This window comes from Ruegeria arenilitoris (genome assembly GCF_013032445.1).
GTDB classification, from domain to species: Bacteria; Pseudomonadota; Alphaproteobacteria; order Rhodobacterales; family Rhodobacteraceae; genus Ruegeria; species Ruegeria arenilitoris_F.
Genome location: NZ_WQCA01000004.1, coordinates 345,405 through 362,607 on the forward strand (window position 1 = coordinate 345,405; position 17,203 = coordinate 362,607).

12 protein-coding genes and 3 pseudogenes are annotated in these 17,203 nt (G+C 55.5%); 4 read left to right on the top strand and 11 right to left on the bottom strand.

Features of this window, described 5'->3' with window-relative positions; translation table 11 throughout:
* Positions 1-220: 220 nt before the first annotated feature.
* Together GOW98_RS07785 and GOW98_RS07790 are read right to left on the bottom strand one after the other, a co-directional pair.
* A pseudogene (locus GOW98_RS07785) lies at positions 221-406 on the bottom strand (IS5/IS1182 family transposase); the annotation flags it as partial.
* A gap of 64 nt (positions 407-470) precedes the next feature.
* Positions 471-1,811, bottom strand: coding sequence for an aminotransferase class III-fold pyridoxal phosphate-dependent enzyme (locus GOW98_RS07790; RefSeq protein WP_170330670.1), 1,341 nt, complete (start codon positions 1,809-1,811; stop codon positions 471-473).
* A gap of 84 nt (positions 1,812-1,895) precedes the next feature.
* Between GOW98_RS07790 and GOW98_RS07795 the strand changes: the two genes are divergently transcribed.
* On the top strand, positions 1,896-2,039 hold the full coding sequence (locus GOW98_RS07795; protein ID WP_170330672.1) for a hypothetical protein: 144 nt from the start codon (positions 1,896-1,898) through the stop codon (positions 2,037-2,039).
* Between the two features lie 129 nt (positions 2,040-2,168).
* Positions 2,169-2,423 carry a DUF1289 domain-containing protein gene (locus tag GOW98_RS07800; protein WP_170330674.1) on the top strand — a complete coding sequence of 85 codons (255 nt, stop codon included), beginning with the start codon at positions 2,169-2,171 and terminating at the stop codon, positions 2,421-2,423.
* Position 2,424: 1 nt separating this feature from the next.
* Here GOW98_RS07800 and GOW98_RS07805 read toward each other — a convergent pair whose 3' ends face one another.
* From GOW98_RS07805 to GOW98_RS07820, 4 genes and pseudogenes are all read right to left on the bottom strand, one after another.
* A complete protein-coding gene (locus GOW98_RS07805; RefSeq protein WP_170330676.1) occupies positions 2,425-2,895 on the bottom strand; it encodes a Dps family protein in 471 nt (156 codons plus the stop codon).
* A gap of 110 nt (positions 2,896-3,005) precedes the next feature.
* Positions 3,006-3,437 carry a hypothetical protein gene (locus tag GOW98_RS07810; protein WP_217359449.1) on the bottom strand — a complete coding sequence of 144 codons (432 nt, stop codon included), beginning with the start codon at positions 3,435-3,437 and terminating at the stop codon, positions 3,006-3,008.
* Positions 3,438-3,558: 121 nt separating this feature from the next.
* Complete coding sequence (locus GOW98_RS07815; RefSeq protein WP_170330681.1) at positions 3,559-6,768, bottom strand: Ig-like domain-containing protein; 3,210 nt, start codon at positions 6,766-6,768, stop codon at positions 3,559-3,561.
* Between the two features lie 139 nt (positions 6,769-6,907).
* A pseudogene (locus GOW98_RS07820) lies at positions 6,908-7,098 on the bottom strand (transposase); the annotation flags it as partial.
* Positions 7,099-7,436: 338 nt separating this feature from the next.
* On the opposite strand from GOW98_RS07820, the gene bfr reads away from it, so the two are divergent.
* Positions 7,437-7,922 (top strand): bacterioferritin, encoded by a 486-nt coding sequence (gene bfr, locus GOW98_RS07825; RefSeq protein ID WP_170330683.1) that lies wholly within the window; start codon positions 7,437-7,439, stop codon positions 7,920-7,922.
* Positions 7,923-8,146: 224 nt separating this feature from the next.
* Here the strand turns inward: bfr and GOW98_RS07830 are convergent.
* Both GOW98_RS07830 and GOW98_RS07835 read right to left on the bottom strand, forming a co-directional pair.
* Positions 8,147-8,362 (bottom strand): annotated as a pseudogene (locus GOW98_RS07830) (integrase core domain-containing protein); the annotation flags it as partial.
* Between the two features lie 341 nt (positions 8,363-8,703).
* Positions 8,704-11,238 carry a cation:proton antiporter gene (locus tag GOW98_RS07835; RefSeq protein WP_170330685.1) on the bottom strand — a complete coding sequence of 845 codons (2,535 nt, stop codon included), beginning with the start codon at positions 11,236-11,238 and terminating at the stop codon, positions 8,704-8,706.
* A gap of 295 nt (positions 11,239-11,533) precedes the next feature.
* Between GOW98_RS07835 and GOW98_RS07840 the strand changes: the two genes are divergently transcribed.
* Positions 11,534-12,991 (top strand): sulfatase-like hydrolase/transferase, encoded by a 1,458-nt coding sequence (locus GOW98_RS07840; protein WP_254437936.1) that lies wholly within the window; start codon positions 11,534-11,536, stop codon positions 12,989-12,991.
* Positions 12,992-13,418: 427 nt separating this feature from the next.
* Here GOW98_RS07840 and GOW98_RS07845 read toward each other — a convergent pair whose 3' ends face one another.
* From GOW98_RS07845 to GOW98_RS07855, 3 genes are read right to left on the bottom strand one after another with little or no spacing between them, the layout of a single operon-like run.
* Positions 13,419-15,221: an aminopeptidase P family protein gene (locus tag GOW98_RS07845; protein ID WP_170330687.1), complete on the bottom strand. Its 1,803-nt coding sequence runs from the start codon at positions 15,219-15,221 to the stop codon at positions 13,419-13,421.
* Positions 15,214-16,212, bottom strand: a complete 999-nt coding sequence (locus GOW98_RS07850; RefSeq protein WP_170330689.1) for an ABC transporter ATP-binding protein — start codon at positions 16,210-16,212, stop codon at positions 15,214-15,216. Before GOW98_RS07850 ends, GOW98_RS07845 begins: the two co-directional genes overlap by 8 nt.
* Complete coding sequence (locus GOW98_RS07855; protein ID WP_170330691.1) at positions 16,209-17,201, bottom strand: ABC transporter ATP-binding protein; 993 nt, start codon at positions 17,199-17,201, stop codon at positions 16,209-16,211. The genes GOW98_RS07850 and GOW98_RS07855 overlap by 4 nt, the downstream gene beginning before the upstream one ends.
* Positions 17,202-17,203 lie beyond the last annotated feature (2 nt).

The following is a 17,203-nucleotide window of genomic DNA, read 5'->3' on the forward strand; positions in this document are numbered from 1 at the left end:
GACAACGTGGATTGGACATAAGGCCGAGCAAGTCAAATTTTGCCTGTTGCCTTCCAACGCATATTCTGCCGCAAGGCCTCCAGTGCCGAACGCAGAACAATCCCACTGCTATCAATGCGCCTGTACGGTTGTTGAGAGGTTTCGATTGCGTAAGCCTTTTCTGGATGATCCGGTGCGCACACTGGTCACCTCGGCTAGGCTCCAGACCCCTTGAATTTCGGAGCCATAAGATGACTGCGGCTGCGAGCGCGATGGCCGACAAGAATACCTTCGGGCCTCTGTCGTAACAGGTTACAACGCGTCGCCAACCCTTCAAGCGACCAAGCACAATCTCAATGCGGTTGCGGCGCTTGCATCTGCGTTTGTCGCGTCGGACAGGCTTGTCACATGACTTCCTGCCGGGGAGGCTCTGTCGCAACCTTCGTCCTCACCTGTCAGGTCGAGTGCATTGACCGTCATGGCTGCAGTTTCTAATTTGGGTGATTTGCGCTCGCGCGCAAAATACCTTCCCGCAATATTCCAACCATGTCGTCGATCTGATCCCGAGTGATTATCAAAGGCGGAGACATTACACACATGTTGCGGCCCGGACGAACAATCAGGCCTAGTTCGACGCAATGGCGATCAATCTCTGCCCCAATCGCAATATCTGGTTGGCCAGGCACCTCGCATTCCACAGCGCCAAGCAGGCCCACCGCCCTCACATCCTTGACGATTTCCATGTCCTTCAGCTGTGACAACTTGGATTTGAAGTAGGGTGCAATGTCACGAACATGTTCCAAGATCTCTTCGCTTTCGAGAATGTCCATACTCTTGGGCCCAGTCTCGCATGCCACTGGGTGTCCTGAATACGTATACCCGTTGGAATAGACAGCCGCGGCGATCTCGTTCAAAATTCGATCCGAAACAGCAAAGCCGACCAATGGCACGTAACCCGACGTTACACCTTTTGCGAAGGTGATGGTATCAGGCGTGATGCCAAACACCTCTTCCGAGGCAAACCACGCGCCGCATAGTCCAAAAGCTGTGACAACCTCTTCGGGAATATAGAGAATATCGTTTTCACGGCAGATTTGACGAACCTCCTTGAGGTAACCGTCGGGTGGCACGATCACCCCACCAGACGCTTGAACGGGTTCGGCGATGAATGCCGCAATCTTATCTGCCCCTAGCTCAGCGATCCTGTTACGCAATTCCAACAGCAGGAACTCGCAGAAACCCTCTTCCGTGACGCCTGCAGGCAAGTTCAACCTGTTAGGTTCCGTCAAGAACGAGACAGGTTCGCGATCAACGTCAAAGTTCCGTCGACTGGCCGGGCTTCCTGACATTGCCGCTGAAAGGTGTGTCGACCCATGATATCCACCGGTTCGTGCCAGAACGATATTCTTGTCCGTCTTGCCACGTACATTCTGGTAGAGTTGCACCAGGCGCAACGCCGCATCTACAGCTGTTGACCCGCCGCTGGTTAAGAACACATGGTTCAAGTCACCCGGAGTTACGTTTGCGATTTTCTCAGCTAAATGAGCAGCGGGGCTCGAAGTCGTGTACCAGGGTGAATTATAGGACAAGTGCATCGCTTGGGCGGCCATTGCCTCGGCGATGTTTTTGCGTCCGCACCCGATTTGCGAACACCACATACCAGCAGGGCCATCGATCAGTTTCCGGCCCTGATCACCCAGCACATAGATGTTTTTCGAACCTGTGATAACCGGGCGAACGATCTCACCAAGCGTTGAAATACTTTCCCACGGCTGGATGAGGTGACTTCGGGTAGCGGCTTCGATAGCTGTGATGTCATGCAATTTGTACATGGCGGGCCTCTGGACTGCTCGCGCCTGTAGCGCAGTTATGGAGTGAAATGTTTCGGAAAGAACGCAGTTAGCAGACCTGATAGGTTGGATCACCTAGCCAAACCTCGCGCAGTTGAATTTTATGAAAGCGCCACGCCGTTTGTGGCCTCGGTTGAGATGCCTGTTGCCGATGACGGCCTGTTTGCTCTGGTACTGGCGGCGATCATGAAGCGCCTGTTGCCCGTTTAGAAGCACCGAAAAGATCTGGAATCTTGTGAATGGGGCTTGGCGGCCGCTTTCTCTCAGATTATCTGGACATTTAACACGTTCACTCAACAGCCATGCACCGCGCGATCGGCGCTTAAGCGAGTTCCGTTCATGAGCAAAAAAGTCCCGACACCCTGTATTGATGTCTGCAAGTTTCGCCGCGAGGGGCATTGCATCGGGTGTTCCATGACCAAAAGCCAAAAAAAGCTGTTCAAATCAATCAAGCGCCTCGATCAGCAAGAGGCCTTTCTTCAGATGTTGGTCTGCCAGCAGGAACAAATGGGCCGGTACACCCATTGGGGACCGGCCTATCTGAAAAAGCTGAAAAAGAAGAAAGCCAAGCTCAAGATTACCCTGGCGGGCTAGTTCAGCGCAGCATCGAACGCAGGAACCATGCAAACTTTTCGTGGGTCTGACCACGGCTGATGCACAGGTCTTCGGTCAGGGTATCGCCGTGTCCAGCGGCCAGTTCACCAGCACCCGCCAAGGTTGATGCCAGCGTTTCCTGAGCGTCCAGCATCATCTGGATCATCTCTTTGTCGGTTGCATCACCTTCCTGCTCGTTCACCTTCGAGCGTTTCAGCATACCGGCCAGAGTACCTTCGGCATAGGCGTCCAGCGCTTTGACGCGCTCGGCCAGATCGTCCTGTGCCACAAAGTGATCCTCGTAGATCTTCTGAAACAGGTCATGCAGAGGGCCAAAGGCCATGCCGGTCACGTTCCAGTGAAAGTTCTGCGCCAGCATCGTGGTCACGGCGGTTTCCGCAACACATTGGTTCAGCGCATCAGCGATGGCAGTACGTGAATCGGTGGTCAGGTCGATAGCTGTCTGGGTCATAACAATTCCCTAAATCCTTCGGTTAAACGCTCTGTTCGATAGAAAAAAACAGTGCTCTAACACTTATTTAGAGGATCATCTGAGAATTCCAAGAACTTTTTAGAATTATTCTAAATTTGACGAAATTGCTCGGAAACCGAACGAACAAGAAAGGCCAGATTCTGTTGCGTCCAACGGGGGACACGGGAACGGATCAGGAAACGGAAACTGTCGTCATCTTTCCTTTCAACCGCTTCTATCAGTCGGCCCAACCACGCCTCATCAAAGGACAGCTCGGTCGTTCCGGGGCGAAAAAACACGGGACGTTTCGATAGCGCTTGACGGAGGCCGCGCATCAGGATTTCCGCGTGGCGCATATGCGCGTCCGCTGGGTCGGCCAGCAAAAGGGCGCAGGCCTGATCCAGATCCACGCGCGAGGCCGAGCGACATTGAAGCGCAACCATACGGAGATGATTGATGATCTGCACCGTACGCTCCTGCAGCTGGGTGGCGTGAGGGTAGTGGACGTCATCCTTAAATTTGAAACTGATTGCCTGCATCATCATGTGGGACCGCTTCAATTTTCCATTCCTGACAATAGTGCTAAGGTTTAATTCAGGCAAGCGGTGACGTGCAAAAAGTGAAGACCGGGCCGATGGGGTCGGCCCGGTTTCAATTCCGTGTTTAAACGAAGGTGAACGTGTCGTTGTCCAGTTCCGACAGCCATGTGTTGTTCAATGTCAAACTGTCTGTTTCATTGAAGGAAATGACCGTGTCCCACCCATCCTGAACAGCGTTTGCAATCAGGTCGCCGAAACTATCGATGCCTTCAATGTCGATGGCAATCTGATCCCCGGGCGCTGACCAGAACCACCAGTCAAAGCCCGCCTCAAAGTCACGGATCGTGTCATGACCGCCGTTGAATACAAATGTATCAACGCCCCAGCCGCCGACCAGAACGTCGTTGCCAGTGCCACCATCCAGAACGTCGTTGCCCCAGCCACCTTTCAGCCAGTCATTGCCAGCACCGCCTTTCAGATCGTCGCGACCCCAACCGCCTTTCAACCAGTCGTTATCCGCGCCGCCGTCCAGCATGTCATTGCCGAGACCGCCGGTTAACCAATCATTGCCCTCGCCACCCAGAACGGCATCATCGCCTCTGCCACCGTTCAGCCAGTCATCGCCACCGGCACCGGAAACGATGTCGTCGCCGTGTTTGCCGTTGATCACGTCATCGTCCGACCCGCCGCGCAGCACATCATCTTTGCGTGTACCACGTACAGATTCTGACGCTGCAGCCTCTTCGCTGGTCGTGAAATTGAAGGTCGATCTATCGCCCTCGGGAATTCCCTCATAGGCATTTCCATCCAGATCCTCGAAGGCGCCATCGGTGATTTCAACGTAGTAACGCGCATCAGGATGCAGATGCTCTGGCGGTGTTACGGTGACGGTGGCAGCGTCGAACGACACCAGACGTTGATCGGTCACGTCGATTTCGGTCCGCTCACCGCTGTCGCGATTAACCAGAGTCAGTGTGCCTTCTCCGGCTTGTACCTCTTCCGTGAAGTTCAGGGTTAGTGCTGCGTCATTGGCAATGTCTCTGCCATTGTCGCTGGGTGTTGCAGAGACTAGGAACGGGTCAGCTTCGCCACCCAATTCGATCTGTGTCGGTGCATAAACCGACCCCTCAGAAGAGAAGCCAAGCCGCCCATCCGAGTTCAAGCCCAATGTGAAGATTTCACCGGTGTCCGTCACCGCAATGATCGAGTTCGGACCGGTATGCAGTTCAACCACATTCACGTCGTCCAGTTCCGCGACCAGAGTCGGATAGAAATTGGCGTCGCCTTCGGTTGCTGGATCACCGTCCAGACCACCTGTCGGGCCTTCGTCATTAGGGCCCCAGGCATAGATATCGCCATCATCTGTCAGCGCCATGAACCATCGCGCACCGCCTTTGATCTCGATTACGCCTTCAGGCATCAATTCGGTCAATTCGACCGGCGCCAGCACATCAGCCTCGTCCACCTCAAAGGTGCCATCACCGTTATCGCTGCCCTGCAACAACTGACCAAAGCGGGACTCGCCCCAGCCAAATACGCGGCCATCTTCGGTGACGGCAAACGAGGTTTTGGTATCTGCGGTGACCGATGTCACATTGGCGGGCAGGCCTTCGACCAGAACCGGCTCGGTCGAACGACGTGTCGGAGAGCCGTCCTCTTCCAGCGCGTCGGGCGAACCCAGCTGCCCGTCGGTGTTGCTGCCAAAGGCCCAGACCTGCCCATCTGCGGTCAGTGCAAGTGTATGTGACGTACCGCTTGAGATGGACACCACAATCTCGTTTTCCAGCGCTCCAACTACGGTTGGTTCAAGACGTTCGTCTTGATCGCCCAGAACCAGTTGACCGTTCGAGTTATTGCCCCAGGCATACAACGTGCCAGTGTCCGAGATCGCATAAGAGACACTGTTACCGTTTTCGATACTGGTGATGTTCACATCGTCCAACGCTTCGATCTTGACGGCGGTGGTGCGCGTTTCCTCATCACCGGTCCCCAGCGGGCCGCGATTGTTGAAGCCAAAGGAATAGACGTCGCCCTCGTCTGTCAGGAAAGTGGTGTGCAGAAGACCAGCAGAGACCGAGACGATCTGCGCGTCAAATCCTTCAGCCATTTCAACGGCCACCGGGGTTTTGACTTCAAACCCGGTCTCGCCAATGCCCAACTGGCCCACGACGTTTTCACCGCTGGTGTAAAGCGTGTTGGTCTCGCTATCCAGGAAGACCGAGAAGTGTTTGCCCGCCCCGACCGTAGAAGCCGCAACCTGTGCTGTGCCTTCGAAAAACTCGACCGCACGCGCGCGGGTCAGCTGATCATCATAGGTGTTTGAGCCGTAGATCGCCGTTTCACCTTCGTCCAGAAAATCGCCGTCGCCGTTCATATCGGTCAGGGAAATCACGTGGCTGTTGCCGCCAAAGTCGTTACCGGTCAGAACCACGTTGCCGTCTTCGTCGGCCGCAACAGAAAACCCGATTTCAGCGTTCAGACCTTCGGGCATGGCGCTTGCGTTCCAAACCTCGACTGCTTCGGCGGCATCGTCGATCTGGCCCGAGCCGTCCAGATCGGTCAAGCGGAACAGTTTCAGTTCCTCGCCCGAAGACGGGAACCATGTCAGAGTGTATAGCGCGCCATCCACAGCCACCGCGTTGGCAATATCCACCGGTGCACCGAAGTTCATGTCGTCCGAAATGAAATTGGTGACTTCATCCTCCTGAATTGTGCCGTCGCCGTTGGTGTCTTCGATCCGATAAATTACATCCGTTTCGGCTCCGGCCAGATCGCTCAGATAAGCGACGTCACCATCAAAGCTGAGGTCGAAAGGCACGGCAGTATCAACGATGGTCTGGACGTCCAGCCAGACGGTTGCCTCGCCTTCATCATTGGCGTCGCCGTCACCGTTCAGGTTCACGGTCCGGTAAATCGCATCCTGCGGGGCCGAGCGGACGCCCGCGTTGGCGACGTAAATCGCACCATCGGCGCCTTCGTGAATGCCGTTGGGCGTAACGGTCGAAAGCCCGGCTGCGTTATCCGCCGAAAACCACACTGCCGCTTCGCCAACATCCTGAGCGTCGCCGTCGTTGTTAAGGTCCGTAAGTTTGTAAACCGTGTCCGTGCTGCCGTCCCCGGCGAAGACAGATTTGTCCGACGCCTGATGAATCGTGAACACATTCTGAGTCGGCGCTTCCAACCCGGACGCGTTATTTTCGTCGAAAAAGACAGTGGTCTCTTCCGCACCCGACACAGTGCCGTCGCCGTCTTTATCCTGAAGCAGCAGTATTTGATCTTTGCGTTGATCACCAACAATCACGCCATTCGGCGCACGAGAAATCAATCGTGCCATAAGTTTGGCCCCCAAAAACAAGTCACAGATTTACCTTGCAGACTCGCTGGGTGCGCAGATGGCTTAATCTCAGATGTTAACTTTGTCTACAGGGATTGATCGGCACGGTAGATTTGAAGAGAAACGCTGGTGCTTGGATTCATAACCAGTAGATGACAGTTGCTGCGATTGCCAAGGCTGACAGGAAGACCTTGGAAATCTGTCGTAGCGGGTTGCTACGCGCCTCTAATTCCTGAGCCTACCAAAACCAACCTCAATGCGGTTTCGCCGCTTGTATCTGCGCGTATCATATCTCGTGGGTGTCTTGCGTTGCTTACGACCGGGGGCACAATCGCTCAAAAGCTCATCACAATCGTCCACGTACTCCTGAAATCTAAGGAGAACTGGTCGGCGGGGACCATCTGAGAAATACAGTTGCCAGTAAGGCCGCCCTGTGAACACTAAAGTTTCGAACTTTTCCCTGCTTTTTCTCCATTCTCAGAGCTGGGCCGGCCGGAAGCCAATGCTAAAAGCTGTCGAAATAAATCAAACGAGAATCGTCGGAATTTCGGGTATTTAGCTGAATTCAATAGGCATTTCGCAAGTTTTTGAGCTATTCTAAAAGGTGCTATTATCCAATCCCGAAAGTCTTTTCCAAGCACAAGCAACATTAGCCAGGGAGATTAGTGATGAAGGGTGACAAAAAGGTAATCGAATATCTCAACAAAGCACTTCGGCACGAATTGACTGCGGTAAGCCAGTATTGGTTGCACTACCGCCTTCAGGATGATTGGGGTCTGGGGAGCATGGCCAAGAAAAGCCGTGAGGAATCCATCGAAGAGATGGAGCACGCCGACAAGTTGATTCAGCGGATCATTCTTTTGGAAGGCCACCCAAACCTGCAGAAGCTGGATCCGCTGAAGATCGGTGAAAACCCGCGTGAAACGCTGGAATGCGATCTGGCCGCTGAGCAAAGCGCTCGCGCGCTCTACAAAGAAGCCAGAGATGTTTGCAAGGACGCTGGCGATTATGTTTCCATGGGATTGTTTGAAGAACTGATGTCAGACGAAGAAGGTCATATTGATTTTCTTGAGACGCAGTTGGATCTTTATGACCGTGTCGGGCCAGAGCTGTTTGCTCAACTGAACGCGACAAAGATGGAAGACGCAGACTGACCTGTCAGACAAGCGCTTGGCGACTTGGGCGCAACATTGCTGAGCGAGTTCGGTTAGGACAGGACAGCGTTTCCAATGCTGGCAAGTACAGTCGAGGGGCGTATTGTTGGGAACACTACAGGATGAAAAATCACAGATGGATATTCTAAAGCATCTTGCGGATCATCACCCGGCCTCGATCCTGCTGCCAGCTTCGTTCGGCAATGAAATTAATAACGCTTTGGCTAAAACCCTGTCTTGAGCAGCCTCATCTGACTGGTCCGGTTTGATTGTTGGTGCATGATTGGCCTCAGTTCCATGGGGATGATGGTTTCTGGCGCTGGTGGGCGATAGCCCAATGCACTGTGTGGTCTTTTCGTATTGTAGTGTTTTCTCCATTCTTCGATCAGGATCTGGGCTTCACGCAGGGTATAGAAAATCTCCCCGTTGAGGAGTTCGTCTGCTTTTCGGACCTCCGTCCGTCTTCCAGCTTCGCTTGCGCAGCGAATGTCTCCTTTGACGGGCCGCGCCGCAGCGACGAATCCCACCGATCAACGGCAGCTAAGGGCCGGTAAGGAGCAAATCTCGTACCCGGCCTTTTCGTACTGCTACACTTCGGGACTGACGCTCCTGAAATGAGTCGTCGAAAACTGGGGAACTCGTCCGAGACGTTGCGGGTAGTGGAGGCTGCTTCAAGTGACCAAGCTCTTTTTGCGGAGCAGACACTCAACCAAACCGTACCCGACCAGCCTCCGCGAGATGAAACTATTTTTGTCGCGGTTTCTTTCCAATTGATGAGTTTTTAAGACATGGATATTTGTTCAGAAGGCCCTGCACGCTCATCTAGGTCCAACACCGCAGGGTCAATCATGCGGTTTTTTGCGCTCATCTTGACAGAATTCCGCATGACTTCGCTTCGTCGGAGTAGTCTCCGGAATCGCGCTTCGTCGAGCTCAAGCAATGTCGAAGGTGCCAACGCCCGAACATTTACTCGACGTGGCCGTTTTAATAGCATGGCCAATTGCCCAAACATTTCACCACGACCTAACCGCGTAGTATGTCTGCCGAGTTCCACCTCGACTGCCCCGGAAGCAATGAAGAATACGCTCCGGGCGAGTTCATCTTGGGCAATGATGGTGTCACCCGCGTTGGCATAACGGGTGCGCAGCGCTCTGCTGAGTTTCCGTAGCGAAGCTTTGTCGAGATCAGAGAAGAGCGGGAACTGCCGGACCAGATCTCGTCCTTTGAGGGCGATGTCCAGTACCGGACGCCCTTCAGTTAAAGCACGTCGTGCCGCCACTTCCTGCATCAACACCGAATAAAGCTCTTCGCCCACCAGGCCGTCCTCGCGCATGACGGCGTATTCACGCTCTTCCAGTCGCAGCGCCGTCCGCCGGATGAACCGTCGCTCAAGCTTTTCGGCGTAGCCGGGATACTGTAACCGCAAACCGTCAAGTGCGGCTTCAACTGCTTCAGATCGACGCGCCAACAGATCATCAAGCAATTCCGCAACCCGGCGGCCGTGGATCCGGCGTATGCGGCCACGGACGAACCCGTCAAGATCTCGGAGGATCAGGCGTTGCATGAGCAACCTTTCAAACCGATCCGTCGTTATACGCGTGAGAGGGAACGAGATTCGAAGACGGTTGTGCAAAAACACGGCGACCCGAAATGACTTGCCGTAAACGACGGACCGGTTTGACGCGCGCTGATACCCGATCCGCCCTCCGGTCCGTGCGCCTTCGATCAGCCGATCAGCGTCGGACAGAATCTTCTCACTCAGAACCGATGACATGGTGCGCTCTCGCATTCGGGCCAACACAACGTCCCGCTCTGCACCGGCCAACGCAATAAGGCCCAGCGTGATCCGGTCACGATCAAGGATCTCAGCACTGTCTTCGGCGGCCTTTACAGCCTCGTTGAGGCGTTCGCTAAACTGTTTGGCTTCGGTTCTGACGATATCGTGGGTCAGGTTGTAGTTTTCTGCGGTGCGGGCCACGTCCTCGCGCACTGACTGCAAGGCGACCGCGACCACCTGGCGTGATAGGGCCGTATCAAGCGGAGAGAGCTTGTCGAGCCCCAGCTTTGTGATCACCGAGCGCAAGGTTGTGCCCTGAACAATCAGTGTAAATAGCGTAAAGCCTGTGGCCAGGATGCCGACCAGACGCTTGGTCTCGAGTGGCACTTGCGTGCTTTCGGTGACTGCCAGCGCCAGAGCCAATGTTACGGCACCCCGAAGGCCGCCCCACAACATCGCGGTGCGATAAGGGCGTTCCACAGCCGGCGACAGACCAATTGTTGTAAGAATGGGCAACAAGCCGAACAGAACCGCCGCCCTTGCGAATGTCGCGGCAAGAACCACCACAACCAACAGGCCAAGGTCAGACGGCCGCACCCCCTCCAACAATCTCGGTATCAACAATGCTGCAAGAATAAAGATCAGCGCTCCTGCCCAATGCGCCAGAAGGTCCCAAACTTCCTGCAAATTTGCCCAAGCAACCGGCGGCAATCGGCCGGGGCCTGTCAGGTTGAGCGCAAGACCTGCGGCTACCACAGCAATGACACCCGAAGCTCCAACGCTTTGTTCTGCAACGATATAGGCAAGATACGGCAGCGCAACCGAGATTGAAATCTGCGCCATTTCCCAGCGACCTACGAAAGCCATCAGCCAAACGGCCACGCGCGCTGCGAGCCAACCGGTGAGTGCTCCACCTACGATCAACAGCGGAAACTGCCCCAAGGCTTCACTCAGTATAGGATCGGGTCTTCCGAGCATGACAAAACTCATGAACAGCCCGAAAAGAGCGATGGCAGCAGCATCGTTAAGAAGGCTTTCGCCCTCAATGATTCGCGAAAGCCTGCGTGGTGCGGAAATTGATCGAAATATGCTGACAACCGCCGAAGGATCAGTTGTCGACACAATAGCCCCGATCAAGAGACACGCGGCCAGCGGTAACGCGCTTACCCAACTGAGTGCATAGCCAATGGAAAGTGTTGCCACAATCACTGCGACAATGGCCATCATCAGGATGGGCATCCAGTCGTCCAGCATCCTGCGAAGGTTCATGCCGAGAGTCGCCTGAAAGAGCAGCGTAGGCAGGAAAACGTAGAGGAATACGTCAGATCGTATCGGCAGATCAATGATCGCCTGCGCTCCCGGATTGAGCGCATCCGTCAGGTCAGTGTCGAGAAAGAAAATTGCTCCAAGCCCAATCACTATCCCCAGGACGGCGAGAATAACGCTGAAAGGCAAGCGCAACCGCGCAGCCAGTGGCTCCGCCACGCCGATAACAATAAAAAGAGAAGTGATGATGGTCGTAATGACGACAATGTCCATCAGTACGTATTACCTGAGAACTCCAACCAATGGAATCCACCCTGCACTTCCGACCGACCCTGTGGTATCAATGTGCAAACTTTCACCCGTCAAGATCGCACAGTTGCAGCGAATTTCAGGAGCGGCGGGCCGCACTGCGACGCCTGCGCGGTGAGTGAACGGCTGAAACGGGCTAAATTGACCGGATAACGAGATTGAGCAATTTTTGAGCTTGCATGTTCGTCGATATAGCATGCGCTAAAGTAGTTGGAAATAGGAACCAATTGATTTGAAACACCATACCGGATCCAATCTGTTGATCATCATTTCTGACGAGCATCGAAAGGATGCGATGGGGTGTGCTGGGCATACTATCGTTAAGACACCGAACCTGGATGCATTGGCCGCGCGTGGAGCACACTTTGTCAGTGCCTACACGCCATCCCCCATGTGCGTTCCTACTCGAGCCGCGATTGCAACCGGCGATCATGTTCACAAAATCCGCCATTGGGACAGCGCCTCACCGTATGATGGTCGAACCCGCAGTTGGATGCGGCATTTGCGCGACAGCGGAGTAGAGACCGTTTCGATCGGCAAACTGCATTTCCGCTCAGAGAACGATGATAACGGGTTTACAGAAGAAATTTTGCCAATGCATGTGGTAGGCGGAATTGGGTGGCCCGTCGGGCTATTGCGCGAAACACCTCCGCTGTACGATGCCGCCGCCGAATTGGCTGCAGATGTAGGGGTGGGGCCGAGTACATATACAGACTACGATCTGGATATCACCGTTGCGGCCGAGGCCTGGTTACGCAACAAGGCCAGATCAGATCGCCCTTGGGCAGCCTTTGTCTCGCTCGTCAGCCCTCACTACCCGCTGACCTGCCCGGAAGACTACTACAACATGTATGATCCAGCAGAAATCGACCTGCCCATAGGCTACGAAGAACAGTTCCGTCCGGAACATAGCGAACTTAAGAACGTGGCCGGGTTTTTCGACTACGATCGCTATTTCGACGAACAGAAAATGCGAGAGGCGAAAACGGCATACTATGGGCTGACAAGTTTTATGGACAATTGCGTGGGCCGCATCCTGACAGCTCTGGAAACCAGTGGTCAGGCAGAAAACACAGTGGTTGTATATGTCTCGGACCATGGTGACATGATGGGCGACCAGGGGTTTTGGACCAAGCAGGTGATGTACGAGCAATCTGCTGGCGTGCCAATGATCGTGGCCGGGCCCGAGGTGCCTGCGGGTCGCCGGGTAACCACCGGGGCTTCGCTGGTCGATCTGGCAGCCACAGCAGTAGATGTGACAGGGGTCGATCATGATGCAGTCAGCCGCGCTCTGCCCGGGATTTCTTTGCGCGAACAGGCAAGTGCTGAGGACGACCCCGAGCGCACTATCCTAAGCGAATATCACGATGGAGGCTCAACTACCGGAACGTTCATGGTGCGTTGGCAACGATGGAAGTATGTGCACTACGTTGGGCACGAACCTCAGCTTTTCGACCTTGAAGCGGATCCAAACGAGCTGCAGAATCTCGCGATCACTCACCCGAACCAACCGGACACAATTGCCGCTTTGGCCGAAGGCGAACGCCGGTTGCGTGAGATTTGCGAGCCTGAAGTCGTCGATGCGCTATGCTTTGCGGACCAACGTGTCCGTATTGCCGAGCTGGGCGGAGAACATGCGTGCCTAACGGCCTATCGCTTCAACCACACACCTACACCAAGTGAACAAGCGAAAGCACGCGAAGGGAAAGCAAAGTAATTTTTGGATTGTCTTGGCGAAGGCCGAGATCATCTTGACGCGCGCCAACTGCATTTCGCCGAAAGTAGAATGCCCCTCGCGGGGACCTCCTTAGTTGCCGTTAGTCCGATAGTCTCAGAATGCGCTTTGGTGCGCGGCGGGTGAGTTTGCTGACGATGGTATGTTGCGCTGTCGACGAATATTGGCCGTTCGTTGGGACTGCGACGGATTGCGTCGGGCACTCTGTATCTGATTTTCTTCCCCCCTACCCTCCATGGGACATCGAGGCCAACGGGGCGTCTACATCTTCAGATCCTGTGGACCCTCCGGTTTTCTTAACCATAACGTCGGACCGCTTCACAGGGGGAATATCACTTGCAATCCGAAACACCATTAACACGGCGACCTCCTTGTCAAAAGTCTTCGAAAGACCCACAGAACCGCATTTCTACAGAGGCAAAGGCGCACAGGCGGTCTTGAGCCAAGCCGATGCAGAGGCAGACAACAATGGGCCAAGACGCTCAATCAAAATTGCATGATAGGTGTTTAACCAATCTATCTCAGCCTCGGTCAAAAGCTGTGTCTGCAGCATGGTGGTTTGAACAGGGCACCATGTCAGGTTCGAAAACGCCATGAACCCGTCATCGGCCTCTACGATCTCGAACAGGTTTTCGATCCGAATACCGAACTGATCAGTCACGTAATATCCCGGTTCGATCGACAGGATCATACCGGGGGCGAGGTCCACCGGGTTGTAGGGCTTTCCGATACGTTGCGGGTACTCGTGTACGGAAAGTCTGTGCCCCACCCCGTGGCCCGTACCATGGTCATAGTCCAGGCCGAGGTCCCATAAAGGCCGGCGGCAGATTGCGTCTATGTGGTGGCCCTGCGTTCCAGCGGGAAAGCGCAGGGTCGCGATGGCGTGGAAGGCTTTGAAAACTGCGGTGTAGGCGCGGTTATAGCCATGTGGCCGGGTGGGGCCAAAGGCGAAGCTGCGCGTGGCATCGGTGGTGCCTGTTTCGTACTGGCCGCCGGAATCCAAGAGATAGGTGCCATTTTCTAAAAGCGGGACCGTGTTGTCCTCTTGTGTCGCGTAATGGCACATCGCAGCGTTGCCGGACGCGGCAGAGATCGAGTTAAAGCTTTCTTCAACAAAACTGGGCTGCGCTTGTCGGAATCTTAGAATGGCGTGCTCGGCCTCACGTTCGGTCACAGGCTCGCCCTTTCTGGCGCGTTGGGGTACTTCGGTCGCCAACCAAGCGCAGAACTCGGTCCAGGCTACGCCGTCTGCGATGTGGCAAGCGCGCATGCCTTCGAGCTCAGTTTGGTTTTTAATCGCTTTGGCTGCAGTCAAGAGGCTGGGCGAAGGCATCTTCTTTGCCTTTTCCTGCTCTAGCACAAGCCGAACCGCAGCGGGAGAGAATGCTGGGTCGAACAAAACGCCCTGGCCTGCGGTAACTCTGGCTCCGACGGTTGGAAGAAAGGCGCCGGGCGCGCAGGTTTGAACATCGTCCGGTAGATGGTCGGCGACGTTGGCATTTAACTTTTCCTGCGCAACGAACCATTGGACTTGTCCTTCATCATCCAGCAGCAGGAAAGACTGAGGGACGGTATTGTATGCCACATCTGCGCCACGAACATTCAAAAGCCAGGCGATGTTGTCTGGCTGCGTTTCAACCAAAAACTTGGCTCCGAGGTCACGCATTTTCTGAACCAGATCACTGATCTTGTTTTGGGCCGACTTGCCCGACAGTTGAACGGGGAAAGGGTCTATCTGACCCAGCGGAGCACGGGGCTGATCAGGCCATACAGCATCGACGGGATTGGTTTTGACCGGGACAAGCTCGGCATCCGGCAACGCCTCGGCGAACCGGTCCAGGAATACAGGCGGAAGGTGCATCGCATCAAAGCCAACGCGCCAGCCGGTCTGGGCATGCTCGGCTAACCAAAACTCGGGCGGGTTGTCGAACAGGTGTTGGTGCGTGAACAGCGATGTCGGGCACTGGTTCGCTGCCTGTACCACATAGCGCCCGTCCACAAAAACAGCGACCGTGTCCATAGTCACGATTGCCATGCCTGCCGTGCCGGTGAAACCCGTGACATAAGCCAGTCGCTCATCATGCGGTGCCACATACTCCGCTTGATGCGCATCATACCGGGGCAGGATGAAGGCATCCAAACCTTGCGCCTGCAACTCGGCCCGGAGGGCGGCAATAACGGGGCCACGAGAGGTCTCGGGGGCATCAAGCATGGGCATTGATCTCTTCAACGTGATGGCAGGCCACTTCGCCGCGCCCCTCGAAGGGCAGCAAGGACGGAACCTGTTTTTTGCAAATCTCGCTGGCGTGGCGACAGCGAACATGGAACGGGCAGCCCGAGGGCATGTTCAACGGCGAGGGCAGCTCGCCTTCAAGCTTGGTTGCCTTGCCGCGGTCGTCTGGGTCCAAAGAAGGGGCCGCCGACAAAAGCGCCTGACTGTAGGGGTGTGAAGGGTCCGAAAACAACGTTTCGCTGTCTCCGATTTCGACGATCCGACCCAGATAGATCACAGCCACACGATTTGACACATGCCGTACCAGGCGCAAATCGTGGGCGACAAACAGGATCGTCAGGTCAAGCTCTTGCTGTAGTTCCAGCAGCAAATTCACGACCTGCGCCTGAACTGAGACATCGAGAGCCGAGACAAGTTCGTCCGCGATCAACACTTCTGGTTCAACAGCCAAGGCTCGTGCGATTGCGATCCGCTGGCGCTGGCCGCCTGAGAACTCATGGGGCAGTTTGTGCTGCGCGTCTTGCGGCAGGCGCACCAGTTCCAGCAACTCGGACACGCGGGCAGGGATTTCGTGGTCCGGGCGCATCTCATGAACCCGCAGAGCCTCAGCCAGAATCTGACCTGTTGTCATTCGTGGATTGAGTGAGGAATACGGATCCTGAAACATCATCTGGATGCGCCGGTTATAGCTGCGATCCGAACGCTGATCGGCGCCAAAGATGTCCTGCCCGTCGAAACAAACTTCGCCCTCGCTGGGCTTGTAGAGGCGCACAATACAGCGCGCCAAAGTGGACTTGCCACAGCCGGATTCTCCGACGACCCCGAGTGTTTCACCGCGGTTAAGATCAAGGCTGACACCGTTCAGCGCGTTGACGACACGACCGGGGCGACCCATGGCAACATCAGCCATACTACGACCCAACGGGAAGCGCAGGTGGAGGTCTCGGATTTGAAGCACCGGGGTCGTCATGCGGCATTCCCCTGTGAGTTCGTGATCGGATTGAAACAGGCCACTTGCCTTCCTTCGGTGGCAATGCTGAGAGATGGCCGGTCCTGCGTGCAGGCCGAAACACAGGCAGCACAGCGGGGCGCGAAGGTGCATCCTTGCGGCAGCGCATCAAGGCTAGGTGGGACGCCCGGCACCGAGTAAAGCGGCGTTCGAGGCGGCAGGTTTTCGGGGACAGACCGCATTAGCCCAACTGTGTAGGGATGGCGCGGGTCTTTTAGCACATCGCGCACCGATCCCTGTTCGACAATCCGCCCGGCATACATCACGGCCACAGTGTCACAAGTCTGCGCGACGACACCGAGGTCATGGGTCACAAGAACAACGCCCATATCCATGTCCTGCGCCAGCCGCAAGATCAGATCGAGAATCTGCGCCTGAATGGTTACGTCCAAAGCCGTTGTCGGCTCGTCCGCCAGCAGCAGCTTGGGATTTGCCGCCAGCGCAATGGCGATCATTACGCGTTGCCGCATCCCACCCGAGAACTGGTGCGGATAGTCCTTCAACCGTTGCGCGGCCGAGGCGATACCGACCAGATCCAGCATCTCAATGGCGCGATCCCGGCGGGCGGATTGGGATAGGTCGGTATGCGCGCGCAGGGTTTCTTCTAGCTGAAGACCGACCGTAAGCAGCGGGTTGAGCGAGGTCATCGGCTCCTGAAAGATCATTGCGATTTCGCGCCCTTGGATCTGCCGCAAGGCGCGGTCGGGCATCTGGATCAAGTTTTGCCCCTGCCAACGTACTTCACCGGTAACATCGCCGTATCGCCGTGCAAGCCCGATGATAGAGCGCAAGGTCACGCTTTTGCCCGATCCGCTTTCGCCGACCAGACCCAGAACCTCGCCCCGCGCGACCGAAAAGCTGACATCGCGCAGGGCCGGCAATGGTTGCTCGCCGCGGTGGAAGGTGGTGTTGAGCCCATCAACCTCGAGTATCGGTGTGTTGTGTTCCATCC

Excerpts from the sequence above, each read along its gene's own strand:
- GOW98_RS07835 (WP_170330685.1), bottom strand. The coding sequence starts at position 11,238 with ATGGACATTGTCGTCATTACGACCATCATCACTTCTCTTTTTATTGTT.
- bfr (WP_170330683.1), top strand. The coding sequence starts at position 7,437 with ATGAAGGGTGACAAAAAGGTAATCGAATATCTCAACAAAGCACTTCGG.
- GOW98_RS07850 (WP_170330689.1), bottom strand. The coding sequence starts at position 16,212 with ATGACGACCCCGGTGCTTCAAATCCGAGACCTCCACCTGCGCTTCCCG.
- GOW98_RS07815 (WP_170330681.1), bottom strand. The coding sequence starts at position 6,768 with ATGGCACGATTGATTTCTCGTGCGCCGAATGGCGTGATTGTTGGTGAT.
- GOW98_RS07800 (WP_170330674.1), top strand. The coding sequence starts at position 2,169 with ATGAGCAAAAAAGTCCCGACACCCTGTATTGATGTCTGCAAGTTTCGC.
- GOW98_RS07855 (WP_170330691.1), bottom strand. The coding sequence starts at position 17,201 with ATGGAACACAACACACCGATACTCGAGGTTGATGGGCTCAACACCACC.
- GOW98_RS07810 (WP_217359449.1), bottom strand. The coding sequence starts at position 3,437 with ATGATGCAGGCAATCAGTTTCAAATTTAAGGATGACGTCCACTACCCT.
- GOW98_RS07790 (WP_170330670.1), bottom strand. The coding sequence starts at position 1,811 with ATGTACAAATTGCATGACATCACAGCTATCGAAGCCGCTACCCGAAGT.
- GOW98_RS07805 (WP_170330676.1), bottom strand. The coding sequence starts at position 2,895 with ATGACCCAGACAGCTATCGACCTGACCACCGATTCACGTACTGCCATC.
- GOW98_RS07845 (WP_170330687.1), bottom strand. The coding sequence starts at position 15,221 with ATGCTTGATGCCCCCGAGACCTCTCGTGGCCCCGTTATTGCCGCCCTC.